Raw genomic sequence first — 19,189 nt, forward strand, 5'->3', positions numbered from 1 at the left:
GTACATGGTGAAGAGGCGAGCATCCTTCGCGAAAAGGTGGAACACTAGGTAGACGCACAACACATTCAGCGCGTGCTGGCTCTCATCGGAATCCGGATCCAAGTACTGGGCGCGCAGTAACTCCTAGAGCTTGCCGACCAAGGTTCCGGCATGCACAGGCACTCGCTGCTCGCGGACACGACGGGCACGCTGCGGATCAATCAGGAAATCCAGCAGGGAGAGATTGTCCGGCAGCTCGTCTAGGGTGAGCCTGATGTAGTGCTCGCCAGGTTTCTCCGTACCCAGATCATGGATGTGGAACTCATTGAAGCCGCAGACGATGACGGTGTATGGGCGTTGCGAGTTCGGCATGGAATCGGCGTAGTTCTTCGCTTGCTTAAACGGGGTGACCATGCGGCCCTGGCGGGTCTCTTCCTTGTCCAAGCTGATGCCGGGACACTTCTGCTCGATGATGGTCTTGGTGTCCGCGATGGCCAGGTCAATGTAGCCGCGGTCCACGGTATATTGCTCGAAGCGGACAGCAGTGGTCACATCGTCCATGCCGACCACATCACGCGACTGCTCCAACCAGAAGCTCTGAGTATCTTCCTTCTCATTACCGCGCCTCTGCCATGTGCCCGCAAAGTCACGGGCAGCTTTCAGCTTCTGCGCAGGATATGATTCCATAAGGGAAAGTGTACTGAAGAGCTAGGGAAGGTGCCGCTCTTTGCGTGAAATGACGGGGTGCACACCGACGTGAGTCTGCCGTGCGCCTGGTTTTACATACTGTTTACGTTCTAGCTCTTGAGCTGGCCCGCACCCCTTCTTATGATAGTTGACAGTTGTAGGACAACTAACAATGGAGGAGAAATGGAAACAAGTCTGCTCATACGCGGTGCTGACGTCGTAGTGGGCAAGCGGGTCGACAAGCTCGATGTGGCGGTCGACGACGGGCGCATCAGTGCTGTGGGGCCTGACCTTCCGGTGTCATCAAGTGGCGAGGTCATCGATGCGTTAGGGCATCTTCTTCTCCCTGGCTTCATTGACCTGCACGCCCACTCGGCACTGCGGGTATTCGATGATCCGCTGCTCGGTCCCAAGGTTTCCCAGGGATTCACCACCGAGCTGATCTGCCCGGACGGACTCGGGCCCGCCCCAGTCAGTGATCAGTTCTCCCAGGATCGACAGCTCTACCTTCACGGTCTTGAGCCCAGCAAGAAAGCGCCGTGGGATTGGCGGAACTTCAGTGAGTACCTCCGCTCAGTCTCGGAAGCACGCCCGTCCACCAACATGGTGAGCTGCGTCCCCCACAGTGCTGTGCGCGAAGTCGTGATGGGACCGGCAAACCGGCCGCCAGACCGTCATGAAATTGCCGAAATGAAGAGCCTGGTCACAGAAGCTTTTGAAGCGGGCTGTCGGGCATTGTCTTTTGGCTTGATCTACGCCCCCGGCCTCTACGCCGATACCGAAGAACTCCTGCAGCTCGCAGAGATAGCCGCGAACTACGATGCCCCCTTGGTCCCGCACGTGCGCAATGAGTCCAAGGAGATCGTCGCCTCGATGCGTGAGTTCATCGATGTGGCACGTCGCTCCGGGGCACCGTTGCACATCTCACACCTCAAACTCGTCGGCTTCCCGGAGCTCCTCTCCGATCTGCTCGACGTCCTCACCCGTGAAGCGGACGATATCCGCCTCACGGTCGATCAGTACCCCTACGGCGCAGGCAGCACCATCCTGTCCGCGCTGCTGCCTCCTTATGCCAACGAGGACGGCCCCGCCGGGCTGTTGGAGCGGCTGTGCGACCAGTCGGAGCGCGACCGCATGGCCAGGGACATGGCAAAGGGCCTGCCACGGTGGGAGAACCTGTTCGGGGCGTGTGGTGCGGACAATATCGTCATCACGCAGGCCGCAGGCGACCGCAGCATCGACGAAGGAAAGTCCGTAGCCCAGATCGCCAAGGAACGAGGCGTGGAACCCGAGTTCGCCGTCATGGACCTCCTTTCCGACACCGGCCTCGATGCGGCGATGATCGACCACTATTCCTCGGAGAAGGTCGTGCGTGAGATCTTCGCGTCCTCGAACTCCATGGTGGGGTCGGACGGTGTGTTCAACCCCCATCCGCACCCGCGTCTCTACGGCACCGCCGCGAGGGTTCTTGGACGCTACGCGATCCGGGAGAAGCTCATCTCCATCCCTGAAGCCGTTGACCGGCTGTCGGTTCGTCCTGCCGCCCTCCTCGGGCTGGGGGACCGGGGTGTCATCGAGGTGGGGAAACGAGCGGACCTCGTCCTCATCGATCCAACCGTCTTCGTGGACACCGCCACCTTCGACTCCCCGCACCAGAACCCGCCCGGGGTCGACCTGGTGATGGTTGGCGGCACCCCGGTATGGCGCAACGGTGCGCACACACGTGCACGCCCCGGGGTCGTCACCCGCGAAGCAAAGTTCTGACCAATCTGACGCGCAAGCACTCAAGAATCGGAGAAGACAATGGATGTCGGGATAATCGCCATCGTCGTCGTATATATGGCGGCAATGATCGGAGTCGGGCTGTATGCCCGGACAAAAATCAAGGACTCGGAGGACTATCACCTGGCGGGTCGCCGACTCGGGGTGGTCATGTTGGCGGGAACGCTGGCAGCCACCGAAATCGGCGGAGGCAGCTCTGTTGGTGTCGCTGAGCGTGCCTACGGCGACTGGGGTCTGTCAGCGGGCTGGTACGTGGTCTCTGCGGGAATCGCCCTCGTCCTCGTGTCCTTCGTCGCGCCCGCCATGCGGAGGTCAATGGCGACCACTGTGCCCCAGGTCATCGGCAACCGCTACGGCACCGCCAGCCAGGTGATCACAGCCACACTCGCACTCGTCGCCATGGTGGCGCTCACCGCCGTGCAGATCACTGCGACCGCAACAATCGTCAGCGTTCTGGGCGGATTGAACTTCGAGCTGGCGATCATCATTACAGGCGTCATCGTGGTCTTCTACACCTGGCTCGGTGGCATGTGGAGCGTCACGCTCACCGACTTCATCCAGTTCTTCATCATCATCTTCGGTTTCGCCCTGGCCGTGCCGTTCGCCATCAATAACGCGGGCGGCTGGGACACCATCACCGCCAACCTCCCCGAAGGCCAACTCGGATTCACGAAGATCGGGTGGCCGACGATCATCGGCCTGATCATCATGTACACGATGACCTTCTCGACCGGCCAGGAAGCCGTTCAGCGCTACTACTCAGCGCGGTCGCCGAAGGTCGCGGTGCGGGGATCCCTGCTGGCCGGGGTGTTGATGGCTCTCTACGCCTTCATCCCCGCAATTCTGGGTCTGGTCGCCCTCGCCGTCTACCCGGATATCGAGGGCAACAATGCCCTGGCAACGGTGGCCACAGGGCTTCTTCCCACGCTGATGGCGGGACTACTGCTCAGTGCGGTCATGTCGGCCACGCTGTCCAGCGCCAGCGGAGACATGCTCGGTGCGGCATCGATCTTCGTCAAGGATCTTCTCCCCAGGGTCAAGAAGGACGTGACGGCGACGCAGGAACTCAAGATCAGCCGCTGGGCCGTGATTATCAGTGGCGCCATTGCCACACTGATCTCCCTCGGTAGCCAGGCGATTATCCCGCTGCTCATCTTCGCTTTCACAATGAGGTCCGCTGGGCCGTTCTCCGCCTATATCTTCGCACTGATGAGCAGGAGGACCAGCCGCCGTGCAGGTCTGGTCTCCATCATCCTGGGCACCATCGGGGGCGTTGGCTGGCAACTCACGGACTCGCTGTGGGGCATTGACCCGATCATTATTGGTGGCGGACTCGGCCTGCTGTCCTTCCTGCTTATCAACTGGATTGATGGACGACGCGGAAACCTCAGCGGCGATGAAAGAGACCTCGGGGCAGACTCGGACGACACCCCGGAAGGCGATGACGTCCCGCGAGCCCAGGACTCAGAGCGCCGGACGCCGACGAAGATGGAACCGGAAGAATTCCGGTGATATCCAGGCATCGCTGCGGTTGACCAGCTTCCCTGCCGGGCTCCGGGTCAGCTCATTCATCAGTAGAAGCGCCCCATCCGCTGGCCTGTCGATGTGCTCGGCGATGTCGTCATCATGAACAACCGGGACGAGGGTGCAGTCCGTGTAGCCGACGAGCCCCTCGGTCTCCATGAGCAGGTCGAGGACCGAATCAGAGAATCGTGATTCTATCTCGCTGAAAGGCATGACATGCTCGGGAACGTAGTCGGCAATGTAGCCGACATTGCGGCCTTCCACCATCTTCGAGCGGCGGACCCGTGTCATGGGGCCCGCATCGAAAATCCTGGTGGCTTCCAGATCCGTCCCGACCTGGTCGATACGGATATCCGTGGTCGTGATCTCACGGCCTGCGGCGCGTGCGAACTCGTCGAAGGAGACCAGCCGGTCGATTCCCGACGCAATCGATTCAGGTCGTGGCAACACCAGGGACCCGGAGCCGCGGGCGATGCGGATGTAGCCCTGGTCCCGGAGGGACTGCAGCGCCCCGCGGACGGTCACCCTCGACGCGCGAAAGGTATCGGTGAGTTCGTGCTCGGACGGGAGTTTATCGCCCGGGGCAACCCGGCCGGAGAGGATGTAGTCGTTCAGGATGGCCTCCCGGATCTCCTCCTGCAGCGGTCGTCGGTCCCGGATCCGGGAAATGTCGTTATGCACTGTTGTCCTCTCGGTAGTCGTGCGCGTCGTCGGGGGAGGCTTCGCTTGGCCAGCTTAGTCAAAGCGGCCCACATTATGTATCGTGATAGTTGTCCTACAAGTTGAGGAGTAAGTGATGGTTCAAAGTACCCGTAAACGGGCCGTGTCCAATCCGACGAAGGACGCCACGGCGGTGTCTGCTCTGGACGCCCGGAGCCGCGAGTTCCATGAGAGGTTCCCCGGTTATGCGCCCACGGCGTTGCGTCCGGCGCCGTCGGCAGCTGAGGCGCTTGGAGTGCAGGCCGTCTACGTCAAGGACGAGTCGACGCGACTCGGCACCCCCTCGTTCAAGATCCTGGGTGCGTCGTGGGCGACCTGCCGGGTACTGCTGAGTCATCTGGGGCGGGAGGATCTGCTGGATGCGGGCACGGATATCACCGCGCTGCGCGAGCTTGTTGAGGCATCCGGGCAGAAGCTGTCGCTGACCGCTGCCACCGATGGCAACCACGGTCGTGCGGTGGCGATCATGGGGCGGATGCTGGGCCTGCCCGTCCACATCTTCGTCCCCTCGGACATGGTCCAGGCACGTATCGACGCCCTGCAGGACGAGGGCGCGACCGTCGAGGTTGTCGACGGCGGTTACGACGACGCGATCAACCGCAGCGCCGAGGAGGCGTCCCCGACCGATCTCGTGGTTTCGGACACCTCCTGGGAGGGCTACACGGAGCCTCCGGGCTGGGTCATCGATGGTTACTCCACCATGATCCGTGAGGTCCTGGAGCACCTCGGGGAGGACGTCCCGGAGCCGACGGTGGTCGCCACGCAGATCGGTGTGGGTGCTTTCGCCGCCGCTGTCGCCCGCGGATTTGCGGAGCGTCCCGCAAGCCGAGTAGTCGGCGTGGAACCGGAGGACGCGGACTGCGTCACCACCAGTATCGAACAGGGTGGGATCACCACCATCGAGGGGCCGCAGACCTCGATCATGGCCGGTCTGAACTGCGGCACACCGTCGAAGATCGCCTGGAACGATGTCTCCCACGGCATCGATACCTTCGTCACCGTCACCGATGATGAGGCGCGGGATGCCATGCGTCTGCTGGCCACTGACGGCATCGTCTCCGGGGAGAGCGGTGCAGCGGGTCTCGCCGGCCTGATGGCACACAAGGATGACCTGGATTTCAAGCCCAATGATGTCGTCCTCGTCTTCTCCACCGAGGGTGCGACCGACCCCGAGGCCTACAGGGAGATCATTGGTGCGGGGGCACAGGCGCAGTTGCACGAAATCACCGGCCGACTCCGTGTGGACAAGGACAGGCTGTGGAGCAGCCTGACTGAGCTGGGGCAGATCGGTGCCTACTTCGATGAGGATGCCGACCTGGATGGCGTTCGGCGTCTGGCGCTGACTGATGAGGACATGTCAGGACGAAAGCTCGTCCTGGGCTGGATGCGGGACGCGGGGTTGACCGTGAGCATCGATGCAATCGGCAACGTTTTCGGACGGCGTGAGGGGACCGACCCTAAGGCCGCCCCGGTGATGATGGGCTCGCACATCGACAGTGTTGAGACCGCAGGACGGTTCGATGGTTGTCTCGGCGTCCTTGGCGGCCTGGAGGTGATCAGGACCCTCAACGATGCTGGCGTCACCACCTCGCGTCCGCTGGTACTGGCTATTTTCACCGAGGAAGAGGGTGTGCGGTTCGGGACCGACATGCTGGGCAGCGCGACCGCGGCTGGCCGTATTGATCTGGACGACGCGTACGGCCGGGCAGATCGTGACGGGGTCACCGTCGGATCCGAGCTTGAACGGCACGGTATGAAAGGCGATGTCCCGTTGCCGATGACGGCCCCCCACGCCTATGTGGAATGCCATATCGAACAGGGGCCGATTCTTTCGGAAGCTGGCACTGGCATCGGCATCGTCACTGGTGTCCAGGCGATCAACTGGAAGGAGATCGTTATTCACGGTCGGGCCGCGCACGCCGGTACCACGCCGCATCAGCTGCGTCGCAATGCGGGGTTGGCGGCCTCGCTGATCAATGTTGCGGTGACGGAGATGGTCGAGTCGGGTGAGTACGGCCAACTGCTTGCCAATGTTGGGCGCCTCGATATCGCCCCAAACTCCGTCAACATCGTTCCCTCGCGAGCGCTGATGACCGTTGATCTGCGAAATACCCGTGATGATGACATGGGGCGGGTTGATCTGCGGCTTCAGGAGATCATTGCGGAGGTCTCGGAACGCTGCGGAGTGGATATCGAGGTGGAGACAACGGCCCGCACTGGCTCGGTGACTTTCGCTGACGAGGTGAAGGACAGGGTCGCGAAGTCGACGGCGGACCTTGGGCTGACTGCCCAGGAGATTATGTCCGGTGCAGGGCACGACGCCGGAGAGATGGCTCTCATCGCGCCGACCGGCATGATTTTCGTGCCGGGCCTGTATGACGGGATCAGCCACAATCCGCGCGAGTACTCGACGCCGGAGGCCTGTGAGGACGGGATCAACGTCTTGCTGCAGGTTGTGACCGGACTCGCGGCAGAATAGTTGTGAGACCGCGATGCTTCGGCGCGGTGCTGTTAGCGCAGCGCGGTCTCAGAACCCACCGAGCACGAGGGCGATGACAACAACGACCGCAAGACCGACGAGCTGAGAAGGCCGCTGGAACCGGTTGGCGGCTTTCAGGTCTGATCCCGGAACGACCGGGATTGTCGTCGACAGTGCCGCCACCGGGCCACCGGTGAGGAAGTACTGGGTGACGGCCGTCGGGCCGGCGGCTGCCACCGCCAGCGCCAGGGGGTCCACGCCGCCATGGGTAGCGATGATCGTGGCCACAGGGACGATGATCGCAGCGGATGCGGCATTCGACTGTGTCAGGAAGCCCGCTACTGCAGAGACGACGATCATGGTGACAATCGGTGCCGTTTCGATCAGGGGCTCGGCCCAATCGATCAGCAGTTCATCGATATCGATCGCATTGATGGTGCTGGACAGGAAAAGGAAGCCGACCACGGCTATCAGGGGAATGGCGATCCTCTGGACCGAGGTCAGCATTGCAGCCTCGGCGTCCCGCGGGTTGGATCGGGTCAGGATCATCACCAGTACAGAGACAATGAAGCCGACGGCGAAGACCGGCAGGCCAGCGCCGAAGCCAACGACCAAAAGGATGAAGGGGATGATGGCCACCCACGGGGACGGCTGATCGCCCTCCTGCTCGAACTCCTCCATGACCTCCCTGGTTTCCTCGTCGGACAAGGTGACGCGACCATTGATGTGGCGAACCATCCTGAAGAAGGAGAATCCGAAGATGGCGAGCGCTGTCACCAGGCCGACGAGGTTGATCCATCCGAATCCGATTCCGGCTATCGCCAGAATCGCCAGCAGTGTCGGGTGGGTAAATCCGGCGAAATTCCCGAGGTGCCCGGCATGGGCATGTGTGCCGGCGGATTCGTTGGGGTTTACGCCGAGCTTCACGGAGGCCGGACCAGTCACCGCACCGGTGATGGCCGGTTGCGTGAAACCAGTGAAGCCGCCGATGAGACCGGCGGCGATGCCACCTCCGGTAGCGATTCCCGGCCCGCCGCCAACACGGTTGCTGAAGCGGATGATTGCCATGATGATGGCTTGCAGGTAACCACACTTCTCCATCACCCCGATGAAGAGGAGGACGCCGGCCATGTCGGCGAGCACTGGGTGCATGCTGTCGGTGATGAGCGAAGTGATTGTGGTGGCTTCTTCATCGTCAGAGGTGAAGGGGATACCTGCAACAAGTGCCGCGAGGACAGAGCCGACAACGGCGGTGGTGTAGAGCGGGAGTCTCTGGATCATCATGAGGACCAGGGTGAGAGCCATGATGACTTGCGCAATGACGACCATGGAAATGATCTCATCACTTATATGTTGAGTTTCAGGATCGAGGGCATTTCCACGCAGTTAAGTTGGCGTCCGGCATGGACCGGGGCGCGCGAACGAGCGCAACGAGGTTGAGCAGATCAACTCACCGCAATCTCTCGGTGCTTGCCCTTGAGCTCAGTCACCTCTGCCACCATTCATCCGGGATGACGGCATTCGATGCGGAATGCGAGATGGTGAGTACAGGTTCACCGGTTTCAGACTCAGTGAGAAAAAGTCCTTCCTTCGACTGGTGACGCTGTCCGGAAAACAACAACAGTCGCCGCTCGAGCTGCCCCGTCGGCAATCGGGTCTTCCGACTAGCGTCAGCCCGGCTGCGGGCCCAGGCCATCGCCGAGCGAAGAGCAGCGAGATTCAGTGCCGCCAGACTGTTCCGCAACTCGTCCTGCCATGCTGGGGGAAACTTGGTCCACCTTGCTCGTGGGTTGGCCAGCGGCGAGGAGTCGGACGCTGTCGTCGACGATGATGCCGTGGCTGTCTGCGCAGCGGTCGAACCAGCCTGGCTCTGTTGTCGGGGGATCAGATACAGGTCGTACCGGCTCGCCATTTCCCGCATTCCGCCAGAGCCAGGGCAACTCGGACCAATTATGTCGGGCGTTATCGACGAAGAGCAGGCTAATCGATGCGCATGCCGTGGCATCCTTTAGCGTTCCGCTTGTCACCGTGAGGCAGGGCTGCTTCTTCGTGGTGCTGGTCTGGCCGAACACTGCAAGTACGACAGTGGTTCGTGGGCTGGGACGCCCCTTGGCATCCAGCGGCCAGTGCTCAGACAGGACGTCCGGGTCCACTGACCTCAGCAGATTCGCCAGTGCGGAGGCGTCCTCGGGGCACAGTGACTCTTCTCCTGGCAACGACTCTGGGATGTCGATGGTCAGCCGGACCGATCCCCGGAGGGGAGAGGAAAGGCCCTCTACGGTTAACTCGATCGGGTTCGGCACGGGTGGGTGGAACCACTGGTCGAGGAGAGCTGCGAGTGCTGCGGGATCCGCAGACTGTCGGGACAAAAGCTGTTTGTCAGCCGAATCCTTGAGGTACATCCAGAGGTGCACATGCTCACCTGGTTCCGGTGATTGGTCCGCCGTCAGTCGGCGCATCGACGTCCGGTTGGTAGAAACGGCGAAGCGATCCACCATGAGTGAGCAGGAGGGCCAAGTTACTGTGAGGGAGTCTTCGGCGTCGACCTCGATTGGCGCTCCGTTTTCCGGGAGCAGGGGACGAATATGTCGGAGCAGTTCGTCGAAATCGGAGATCATGTCGGCCATGGTACGTGGCATCTTCGAGTGCCTTCGGAAGAATCATTCCTGGGGCGTTACACCGAACTCGGAGAAGCTCCCCTCACTCCACGTTATCGGAAACTACGAGGACCGCCGTAAGCGGTATTGTGCGACGCCATCTCTCAGGGAGTTTGTCGTAATTGTCCATTACCAAAGTGACGATGTCCTCCCCTGAGAGTAGGCGAAGTCCCGGGCGCTGCCGTTCTATTGCCAGGGCCTCGCGGCTGTACGTTCCGAGAGTGAAGAACAGACATAATTCGCCATCGCCCTGCGTGCCAGCGAGCTGTTGGACCTCCGGCGAACCTATCGTGGCGACCTTTTGTTTGCACTGTGCCTTGATCTGCGGCGGTTCAATCCCAAGAGGATCCTTGTGCGCAATAACGTCGACTCCGCCGTCCTGGGAGTACTGCGTTACACGGGCTTGATACCCGATCACACGAAGAAGATCAGCCGCAAGTTCTTCGAACTCGCGTGGGTTGATTTTGTTGGTGAGGGCTTCAAGAATGAAATCTCGTGTGTGGCGTTCGATCCGTGAGGCCCGTGGCTGGTCAAACTCCTCATCGTCGCTAGCATCGTCGATTGGTGTAGGGCCGGGGAGCGTGTCGATGGTTTCTGCCATCTGGTCGGCATCATCGGTGTCGGCCTCGAGGACTGTCTCGACCTCTTTGGTGTGACGAGCGATCTTGAACAGTGTGAGAGCCGAGCCAAATTCGTAGAGTGCAGACTGGCTGAACACAGCACGTGGTAAGCCAGTCTTTACCCATCGTACTGATCGACGGTGTCGATGGGTTGGGGCGTCACCTCGATAGTGGTAGGGCCCAGTAACAACTCCGATGTTGATTGTGCTGTCGGGTTTGTACGGAGCGAGGATGATGTCTCCGAGAGCAATTTCCGACGAAAAGCGATAGAGGACACCGGCCTGGCCGGCGATACTTCGTGGTTTGTCGTCTGGGTGCAGAGCAGTAAGATTCTTCTTAATCCCGGTTCGCCCGTTACGGATTTCACTGAGGTCACCGAGTTCGTCCCAGCCGATGCTGATGAAGCCTTCATCGACAAGCTCCTCGGTCAGAGTGTCATTGTGGATTCCCCACATCGGTGGTGTCATGTGTTCCTGCCTGTCATCGTCAGTATCAGTCAGCGCAATGGTACCGGCAGTTGTGTGGGGGAGAGTGCAAGTGTCTTGGACTACAACCCTGCCGTATCCTGTCCGTCCCGCCCGATCTCATGCACCCGGTGCCGGCACAGTTGCAGCCGCAACCATTCCTCGACCGGAGGGAAGCGTCGGTCTCGGCGCCACAGCACATCCACATTCTCCGACCAGTCCGTGTGTGGGTACGCGCCCAAGTTCAACTCCACCAGCTCGCCCGAGGCAATCTCGGACAAGACCAATTGTCGCGGCACCGTCGCCCACCCCACACCAGCCAACGTCAGGTGGATCAACGACTGGTAGGAATCCGAGAACCACGTCTGCGTCGACTGCAGATACTCACTCGTCGGCAATGTCGCCGCATGCGCCGTATACGCCAGATGCCGCACATCCCGCATGTCCTCGAAGGACGGCCGCTGCAACCGAGCCAACGGATGGTCACGGTGCACCACATGCGAGATGATCAACCGTCCCAACTGCCGAAACGCAATCCCCTCCGGGTACTGCGGCACAGCCAACGCGACCCCAAGCAGCGCCTCGTCCTGCAGGACGAGTGACGCAACATCACCGTTCGTCGGGTTCTGGATCGTCAGGTCCACATGCGGGTATTCCTGGGCAAAGCGGGCGAACACCGGGGCGACCTGTCGGTGGGGGACTCCGACAGCGACAGTGATATTCGTCGGTTCGCCCGCCGCCAGCGCGTCCCCGTGCCGCTCGAATTCGACTCCGCGGTTGTACAGCGCCTTCGCCTCCTGAAGCAGCGCAACCCCGGCCGGTGTCAGCTTCGGGAACCGCGACGTCCTGTCGAACAACTCCGTATCCAACGCGATCTCCAGGTTTGCGATTGATGTGCTCACCGTCGATTGGCTGCGTCCCATCTCCCGTGCCGCGGCGGAGAAGGACCCGTGTCGTTCGGCGAGGACGAACGCCTCCACCTGCTCAAGTGTCAGTCGCATGCTGGAAGGGTACCGCGAAATACAGTGACCCATCGGATATGTCGATGGTTCTTCACTTCCCGTATCGCAATCACCGTCATACCCTCACCTCTCGTGACGACTGCAGACAACCCCACCGACAATGACCTCCGTTTCCTCAAGCACGCCATCGACCTCTCTGACAAGGCCAAGGCCGACGGCCGGCACCCCTTCGCCTCCCTCGTCGTTGACGCCGACGGGGAGATTGTCGCTTCACGGAGCAACAATTCCATGCCCCCGGGCGACCCCACCCAGCACGCCGAACTGACCGCCGCGGCCGAGGCGTCCCGCCACCGAACCTCCGACCAGATGGCCGCGTCCACCCTGTACACCAGCGCCGAACCCTGCGTGATGTGCACCGGCGCGGCCTACTGGACCGGCATCGGACGCATCGTCTATGGACTGTCCGAAGCCCGCCTGCTGGAACTCACCGGCGACGACCCCGAGAACCCCACCATGAGTCTCGACTGCCGCACCGTCGCGTCCAGCGGACAGCGCCACATTCAGGTCATCGGCCCACTGCTCGAGGACCAGGCCGCCGCACCCCACATCGGTTTCTGGAACCACTGAGCTTGTACCACCGAGGAGAGAACATGAAAACCTTCCGCACCATCAGCGCCGCCGCACTGGCCACTCTCACCACCGTGTCCCTCGCGGCCTGCGGCGACGACAGCGCATCCACCAACAACGCCTCCGGCTACGACGGCGAGATCGGCTCCACCGACCTCGCAGCGTCCTGCCCCGAGACCGTCACCGTGCAGACCGACTGGTTCCCCGGTGCTGAGCAGGCACACCTCTACGAACTGCTCGACGCGAAGGGGGAGACCGCCGACTCCATCAACATCGACACGGACGCCAAGGCCGTCACCGGCCCACTCGTCGACGGCGACAACGGCTACACCGGTGTTGACCTAGAGATCCGTTCCGGTGGGCCGGCCATCGGCAACCAGGCCGTCACGTCATTGATGTACCAGGACCCGGACATCATGCTCGGCTACGTGAACATGGACTCCGCCATCCAGCACTCCGAGGACATGCCCACCACATCCGTGATGTCCACCCTGGACGTGAGCCCCCACATGATCATGTGGGATCCGGAGACCTACCCGGACGTCGAGACCATCGCCGACCTGAAGGACGAGCGGGCGGACGTCCTGTACTTCTCCGACGAGACCTACATGAAGTACCTCATCGGCGAGGGCATCCTCGACGAGTCGCAGACGGACTCCAGCTACGACGGCTCTCCGTCGAACTTCGTCGCCGCTGACGGGGCCAAGGCACAGCAGGGCTTCTCCTCGACCGAGCCCTTCCAGTACGAGAACGAGGTCGACGGCTGGATGAAGCCGGTGGACTACCAACTCGTCCACGAGACCGGATTCGAGACCTACAAGTCCACGCTCTCCATGCGCAGCGACCAGGTCGAGGAGCAGTCCGACTGCCTCTCCGAACTGGTCCCGGTGCTGCAGCGCGGCCTCGCGGACTACATGAATGAACCGGACGCCACCAACGACTTCGTCGTCGACATCGTTGAGCAGTTCGATGCCGGCTGGATCTACGGGCCCGAGCTCGCCGACTACGGAGTAACCACAATGCGCGAGGAGGGCCTGGTCGCCAACGGCACCGACGGCACACTCGGGTCCTTCGACGAGGACAGGACGTCCACCCTGATTGACCAGCTCACGCCGATCTTCACCGAGCAGGACGACGCGGTTGCCGACGACCTGAGCGGCGAGGACCTGTACACCAACGAGTTCCTCGACCCGGACGTGGCCCTGTGACCCACGAGAGCGCGGTCGGACACGTCACCGGTGCGGCGCTGTACACCGATGACCTGCAGGGGCGTCTGTCCGGCGTCCTGCAGGCCTGGCCGGTGATGTCACCGCACGCCCATGCGCGCGTCCTGTCCCTAGGGGTGGACGCGGCGCTGGCGATGCCCGGCGTGGTGCGGGTGCTGACTGCGGCGGATGTGCCGGGGGTCAACGATGCCGGCGTCCGCCACGACCAGCCGCTGTTCCCCGGCGGGGACGTGGAGGTCATGTTCCACAGTCAGCCGGTCGCCTGGGTGCTCGCCGAGACACTCGAGCAGGCCAGGATGGGTGCCGAGGCGGTGGAGGTCTCCTACGAACTGCTGCCGTCACTGGTCTCCCTGTCCGATGCGATCGCGGCCGGGAGCTTCCACGGGGCGCGCCCGACGATGGTGCGCGGGGACATCGATGCGGGATTCAGCGAAGCGTCCTACGTCCTGGACGGTGAGTCCGAGATCGGCGGGCAGGAGCACTTCTACCTGGAGACCCAGACCTGCATCGCGCTGGTCGACGAGAACGGGCAGGTCTTCATCCACGCCAGCATCCAGCACCCCAGCGAGATGCAGGAGATCGTGGCGCACGTCCTGGGGATCCCCAGCCACGCGGTGACCGTGCAGTGCTTGCGCATGGGCGGCGGCTTCGGCGGCAAGGAGATGCAGCACCACGGTTTCGCCGCCGTCGCCGCACTCGGCGCGGTGCTGACCGGGCGTCCTGTCCGGATCCGTCTTCCCCGGGCGCTGGACATGGCCCTGACGGGGAAGCGCCACGGCTACCACTACACCTGGAAGGCGGGGTTCGACGCGGACGGACGCATCACCGCGCTGGACGCCACGATGACCGCCGATGGTGGCTGGTGCCTGGATCTGTCCGAGGCGGTGCTGGAACGCTCGCTGTGTTCGGTGGACAGTGCCTACCACCTGCCCAATGTGCGGGTGCACGGGCGCATCGCGAAGTGCCACAAGACCTCGCAGACCGCATTCCGTGGCTTCGGGGCGCCCCAGGGCATGGTGCTGATCGAGGAGATCCTGGGGCAGGCGGCGCCGGTGCTGGGGCTGTCGGGGTCAGTGCTGCGCGAGCGGAACTTCTACCGTGAGGGGCAGACAACGCCGTACGGGCAGACCGTCACGCAGGTTCCACGGTTGGAGGCGGTGTGGTCACAGGTGCACGCAGAGGGAGACGTTGCGCGGCGGCAGACGGAGATCGCCGCGTTCAATGCCTCGCACACTGACCGGAAGCGCGCCTTGGCGGTGACGCCGGTGAAGTACGGGATTTCGTTCACGTTCATGACGCTGAACCAGGCCGGCGCGCTGGTGCTGGTGTACAAGGACGGCTCGGTGCTGATCAACCACGGCGGGACGGAGATGGGGCAGGGGCTGCACACCAAGATGATCGGTGTCGCTGCACGAGCTCTGGGGGTGCCGGTGTCGCGGGTGCGGCTGGCCCCGACGCGGACCGACAAGGTGCCGAACACCTCGGCCACCGCGGCGAGCTCGGGGACCGACCTGAACGGTGGGGCAGTGAAGAACGCGTGCGAGCAGATCCTCTCGCGGCTGCGGGGCGTGGCAGCGACCATGATGGGGACGAATCCTGATGACGTCCGTTTTTCCGGCGGTCGGGTGTTCGCACCGGGTGCTGGATCAGTGTCCTGGGAGTCGGTGGTGGCGACGGCGTACATGCAGCGCGTCCAACTGTCGGCGTCCGGCTTCTTCAGGACGGACGGGATCCACTGGGACGCTGAAACGGTGACAGGCTCACCGTTCCGCTACTTCGTCTACGGTGCCGCGGCGGCCGAGGTGGAGGTCAGCCGGTACGACGGCTCGTACGAGGTGCGGCGGGTGGACGTGGTGCATGACGTGGGGGAGTCACTGGCGCCACAGATTGACCGAGGGCAGATCGAGGGCGGGTTCGTGCAGGGGTTGGGGTGGCTGACGCTGGAGGATCTGCGGTGGGACGAGTCCGACGGTCCGGGGCGGGGCCGTTTGCTGACGAATGGCGCGGGCACCTACAAGATCCCGAGCCTGTCGGAGATGCCCGGGGAGTTCACTGTGTCCTTCCTGGACCAGGATCGTGTCAGCGGCGCGGACGGCGGGCAGGAGAGTGCGGTGTACGGATCGAAGGCGGTGGGGGAGCCGCCGCTGGTGCTGGCGCTGTCGGTGCGTGAGGCGTTACGGGAAGCGGTGGGGGCTTTTGGTAGATCGGCGGGTGACGGTGGGGCTGCTCCTCGGGTTGCTCTGCCGCTGCCGTCCACGCCCGAGGAGGTCTTCTGGGCCGTCGATGAAGTTCGGCATGGAAGCGGCGCTGCTGCATCCCCGGAGCGCCCCGTCCTGGGCGTGGCGCCGTAGGGCGTTTTCGCCCCGCTGTTCCACCCTGGGACGCCACACATCGAGTGCGGACACCCCTAACACCCCGGGGAAGTCGACACTGTCGCGCCCTTGCTACCCTCCCAGGCGATACCTACTCACAGCCTGTTCCACCTCATACACCGGTCGATCGTGCCGGCCGCCGTGAAGACCATTCGAAGGCGAACGTCGCCGGGGATCTCCGCGCCATCAATCCACGGTTTCAGTGCCGACGGCGGTGGAGTCTGGGGCTTTCGTCGGCGTTCCAGGATCCATGCCACAGCTTCCCGCTCGAAGAGAAGTGCCTGAGGGTCGATACCGTTGCGGTGCGAGCCTGTGATGGCTCCAGGTTTGAGCCCGAAGTGCCGGAGGTGAATACCGGCAAGTGTGCGAATCAGGGCATCCCACACGGTACCCGGGTCAGCCGTCGTTGAAGATCGCAGTAAGTAGGAGTAGCAGCCAATGACGTGTCGCTTCTTTCCCGTGATCTCTTGACGTTGCAGGGTCACCGGTTCGTCCTGCCCATCGACGAGATGGAAATCGATCCCCATCATCCCCGAGTACATGAGTCTGTGGAGGTCCTCGGACACATCGATGTGCAGCCCGTCCAACATCTTCCTGCGTTCGGCCCGCGGATCGGTCACGTCGTGGTGTTGGTCAAGAGGTACGGTGTCGGCGATACCCCACACGAACTCGATGGGGCCGTTCACACGCAGCGCTACAGCAGGGTGTGTCTCCGGTAGGATCCGCCGTCCGAGCGTGCGCCAACCCGTGGCGGATTCGAGGTGCGTGGCCCGCGGAAACGTCTGGAGTGCGATGGCGTTGTTGAAGATTCCCTGGTTGAGTCTTCCCACGTTCCCGACCATGTCCATCGCCAGGGCATGTCTCTTTGTCCGGGACAACTCAAGCTTTGCGTCCATGAACTGGTCGGGTGGGTTGTCGCGACTCTCACCGTCGAGGCTGATGTCGTCCACCACGTGAGGACTGTAGTGGTAGAGGGGATCGTTCGGGTCGTGACCTGGTTCGCGAGAAGAGGGGTCCAGGTTGTTGTGGTCGAACAGCATGCGAGTTCCCTTCAGAGTCCGGTGTGATTCGCGGCACCCACATGTCTACGGCAAGGGGCGGACATGGCCGGCGTGCTGTTCGAAAAGCCCGGGAACCGCGAATACCCTGTGCGGGGACGTCGGCATGTCATCGATCGACCAGTCGGCGACGAGAACGCAGACCCCGCCCCGCACCAGAAAGGACACCGCATGCACACCCGCTGGGCAGAAGAACTGGACCCGGAGGATCCACTGCCGGAATATCCTCGTCCGCAGCTCGTCCGTGACAGCTACCTCAACCTCAACGGACGGTGGGACTACGCGATTACCGACGGTCCAGCGCCACACCACGGTGAGCGCGGCGACCACGGTGAGCGCGGCGAGCGTGTCGAGCACGGTCCAGGCACCTGGGACGGGAGCATCATCGTCCCCTTCTCGCCCGAATCCGAACTCTCCGGCGTTGGGCGCAGCCTCAAAGTCGGCCAAACGCTCTGGTACCAGCGAGTTATCTCTCTGCCGCAGGATTTCCGCACGACGTCCACGGACCGGGTGCTCCTGCATTTCGGCGCGGTGGATCAGGACTGCACCGTCCTGATCGACGGTGTACGCGTCGGAGCGAACCGTGGTGGCTACTGGCCCTTCACCTGTGATGTGACCGACGAACTCGCCGACGGCGCCGAGCACGAACTCACCGTGGCCGTCACCGACGACACCGATGCCAGCCACCGGTCGCGTGGCAAGCAGTCCAGCAACCCCGGCGGGATCTGGTATACCCCGCAGTCCGGCATCTGGCAGACCGTCTGGCTGGAGGCGGTGCCCGCAGTTCACGTCGGGAAGTTGCGGACCCGTCCCCACCTGGTCGATGGCACACTCAGCATTGTCGTGGACGCGGGCGCCGGGTCAGTCGCCGGCACCAGCACCGGCACCGACGTGCACGTCACCGTCCTCGCCGAGGGTGACACCGTCGCCGAGGTGAACGCACCTGTGGGGGAGGAGGTGCGGATCCCCATTCCGGACGCGCACCCGTGGACACCGGAGGACCCGTTCCTCTACGACCTCGAGGTCACTCTCGGCGACGACCACGTCACCAGTTACGCGGCGATGCGCTCGGTTGACATGCAGCCCGACTGCAATGGGGTTCCCAGACTCTTTCTCAACGGTGAGCCGTACTTCCACGCCGGTGTCCTTGATCAGGGTTATTGGCCGGACGGTCTCTACACGGCGCCGTCGGACGCGGCCCTCGTCCACGACATCACAGCCATGAAGGACCTCGGGTTCACGATGCTCCGCAAGCACATCAAGATTGAGCAACTGCGCTGGTACCACCACTGTGACCGGATCGGCATGCTGGTCTGGCAGGATTTCGTCAATGGCGGACGGCGCTACGACCCCACCGTCATTGATGCTCCCGCGGGCATGTCAGAGCAGCTCGATGACAGTCGTTACAGCGTGTTCGGACGTCAGGACGCTGACGGCCGCGAGGAGTTCCGACGCGAACTCGACCGCACCGTGGAATTGCTCGGCAGTGTTCCTTCGATCGTGTGCTGGGTGCCGTTCAACGAGGGCTGGGGCCAGTTCGACGCCCTGGAGGTCACGGACCGCGTCCGTCGCCTAGACCCCGACCGCATCATCGACCACGCCAGTGGCTGGCATGACCAGGGCGGCGGTGACATGCGCAGCCTGCACATCTACTCCCGCCCGATCAGTCCGGACAGTGGGTGGGGCAGCGACGGGCGTGCCGTGGCGGTGACGGAGTACGGCGGGTACAGCCTGCGACTGGAGGGCCACGAGTTCAGCGGCAGCGAGGAGTTCGGCTACCGGAGTTTCCGGACTGCCGTTGAGTTTGCGGACGCTGTCGACCGCCTGCACCGTGACGAGGTGCTGCCCGCGATCACCGCCGGGCTTTCCGCTGTCGTCTACACCCAATTGTCCGATGTCGAGGACGAGCTCAACGGCCTACTGACCGCCGACCGGTCCGTGGTGAAGATCGACGCAGAACGGATGCGCGAGCTGAACCGGCTGATGTCGGAAGAGTTCGCCCGGGCGACCGTGCCGCAGGAGGGTTGATCGT

At 62.9% G+C, this 19,189-nt stretch carries 14 protein-coding genes; 7 read left to right on the forward strand and 7 right to left on the reverse strand.

The genetic code is table 11. The features are described from left to right. Positions 1-123 precede the first annotated feature (123 nt). Complete coding sequence (locus ACTIL2_RS00730; RefSeq protein WP_442335527.1) at positions 124-666, reverse strand: type IIL restriction-modification enzyme MmeI; 543 nt, start codon at positions 664-666, stop codon at positions 124-126. A 183-nt stretch (positions 667-849) separates the two neighbouring features. Here ACTIL2_RS00730 and ACTIL2_RS00735 point away from each other — a divergent pair, with 183 nt between their 5' ends. Both ACTIL2_RS00735 and ACTIL2_RS00740 read left to right on the forward strand, forming a co-directional pair. Beyond that, on the forward strand, positions 850-2,430 hold the full coding sequence (locus ACTIL2_RS00735) for an N-acyl-D-amino-acid deacylase family protein (RefSeq protein WP_442335580.1): 1,581 nt from the start codon (positions 850-852) through the stop codon (positions 2,428-2,430). A 39-nt stretch (positions 2,431-2,469) separates the two neighbouring features. Next, positions 2,470-3,960 (forward strand): sodium:solute symporter family protein, encoded by a 1,491-nt coding sequence (locus tag ACTIL2_RS00740; protein WP_442335528.1) that lies wholly within the window; start codon positions 2,470-2,472, stop codon positions 3,958-3,960. On the opposite strand, the gene ACTIL2_RS00745 is transcribed toward ACTIL2_RS00740, so the two are convergent. After that, positions 3,913-4,653, reverse strand: a complete 741-nt coding sequence (locus ACTIL2_RS00745) for a GntR family transcriptional regulator (RefSeq protein WP_442335529.1) — start codon at positions 4,651-4,653, stop codon at positions 3,913-3,915. The two genes, ACTIL2_RS00740 and ACTIL2_RS00745, sit on opposite strands and share 48 nt — an antisense overlap. 115 nt (positions 4,654-4,768) lie before the next feature. On the opposite strand from ACTIL2_RS00745, the gene ACTIL2_RS00750 reads away from it, so the two are divergent. Further along, entirely contained in the window at positions 4,769-7,171 is a 2,403-nt protein-coding gene (locus ACTIL2_RS00750) for a diaminopropionate ammonia-lyase (RefSeq protein WP_442335530.1), read from the forward strand. A 48-nt stretch (positions 7,172-7,219) separates the two neighbouring features. Here the strand turns inward: ACTIL2_RS00750 and ACTIL2_RS00755 are convergent, their stop codons facing one another. From ACTIL2_RS00755 to ACTIL2_RS00770, 4 genes are all read right to left on the reverse strand, one after another. Continuing rightward, entirely contained in the window at positions 7,220-8,500 is a 1,281-nt protein-coding gene (locus ACTIL2_RS00755) for a citrate transporter (protein ID WP_442335531.1), read from the reverse strand. A gap of 341 nt (positions 8,501-8,841) precedes the next feature. Then, positions 8,842-9,789: a hypothetical protein gene (locus tag ACTIL2_RS00760; RefSeq protein WP_442335532.1), complete on the reverse strand. Its 948-nt coding sequence runs from the start codon at positions 9,787-9,789 to the stop codon at positions 8,842-8,844. A gap of 82 nt (positions 9,790-9,871) precedes the next feature. Beyond that, a complete protein-coding gene (locus ACTIL2_RS00765) occupies positions 9,872-10,915 on the reverse strand; it encodes a restriction endonuclease (protein ID WP_442335533.1) in 1,044 nt (347 codons plus the stop codon). Between the two features lie 80 nt (positions 10,916-10,995). Then, positions 10,996-11,913 carry a LysR family transcriptional regulator gene (locus ACTIL2_RS00770; protein WP_442335534.1) on the reverse strand — a complete coding sequence of 306 codons (918 nt, stop codon included), beginning with the start codon at positions 11,911-11,913 and terminating at the stop codon, positions 10,996-10,998. A 93-nt stretch (positions 11,914-12,006) separates the two neighbouring features. Here ACTIL2_RS00770 and ACTIL2_RS00775 point away from each other — a divergent pair, with 93 nt between their 5' ends. The 3 genes from ACTIL2_RS00775 to xdhB are packed head-to-tail and all read left to right on the forward strand — an operon-like array spanning position 12,007 to position 16,078. Further along, a complete protein-coding gene (locus tag ACTIL2_RS00775; protein WP_442335535.1) occupies positions 12,007-12,501 on the forward strand; it encodes a nucleoside deaminase in 495 nt (164 codons plus the stop codon). A gap of 23 nt (positions 12,502-12,524) precedes the next feature. Next, a complete protein-coding gene (locus ACTIL2_RS00780; RefSeq protein WP_442335536.1) occupies positions 12,525-13,709 on the forward strand; it encodes an ABC transporter substrate-binding protein in 1,185 nt (394 codons plus the stop codon). Next, positions 13,706-16,078: a xanthine dehydrogenase molybdopterin binding subunit gene (xdhB, locus tag ACTIL2_RS00785; RefSeq protein WP_442335537.1), complete on the forward strand. Its 2,373-nt coding sequence runs from the start codon at positions 13,706-13,708 to the stop codon at positions 16,076-16,078. Before ACTIL2_RS00780 ends, xdhB begins: the two co-directional genes overlap by 4 nt. A 116-nt stretch (positions 16,079-16,194) precedes the next feature. On the opposite strand, the gene ACTIL2_RS00790 is transcribed toward xdhB, so the two are convergent. After that, positions 16,195-17,139, reverse strand: coding sequence for a hypothetical protein (locus tag ACTIL2_RS00790; RefSeq protein ID WP_442335538.1), 945 nt, complete (start codon positions 17,137-17,139; stop codon positions 16,195-16,197). A 189-nt stretch (positions 17,140-17,328) separates the two neighbouring features. On the opposite strand from ACTIL2_RS00790, the gene ACTIL2_RS00795 reads away from it, so the two are divergent. Then, positions 17,329-19,185, forward strand: coding sequence for a glycoside hydrolase family 2 protein (locus ACTIL2_RS00795; RefSeq protein WP_442335539.1), 1,857 nt, complete (start codon positions 17,329-17,331; stop codon positions 19,183-19,185). Positions 19,186-19,189: the final 4 nt, after the last annotated feature.

It is taken from the genome of Corynebacterium sp., assembly GCF_052107835.1.
In the GTDB taxonomy this organism is placed as follows: Bacteria; Actinomycetota; Actinomycetes; order Mycobacteriales; family Mycobacteriaceae; genus Corynebacterium.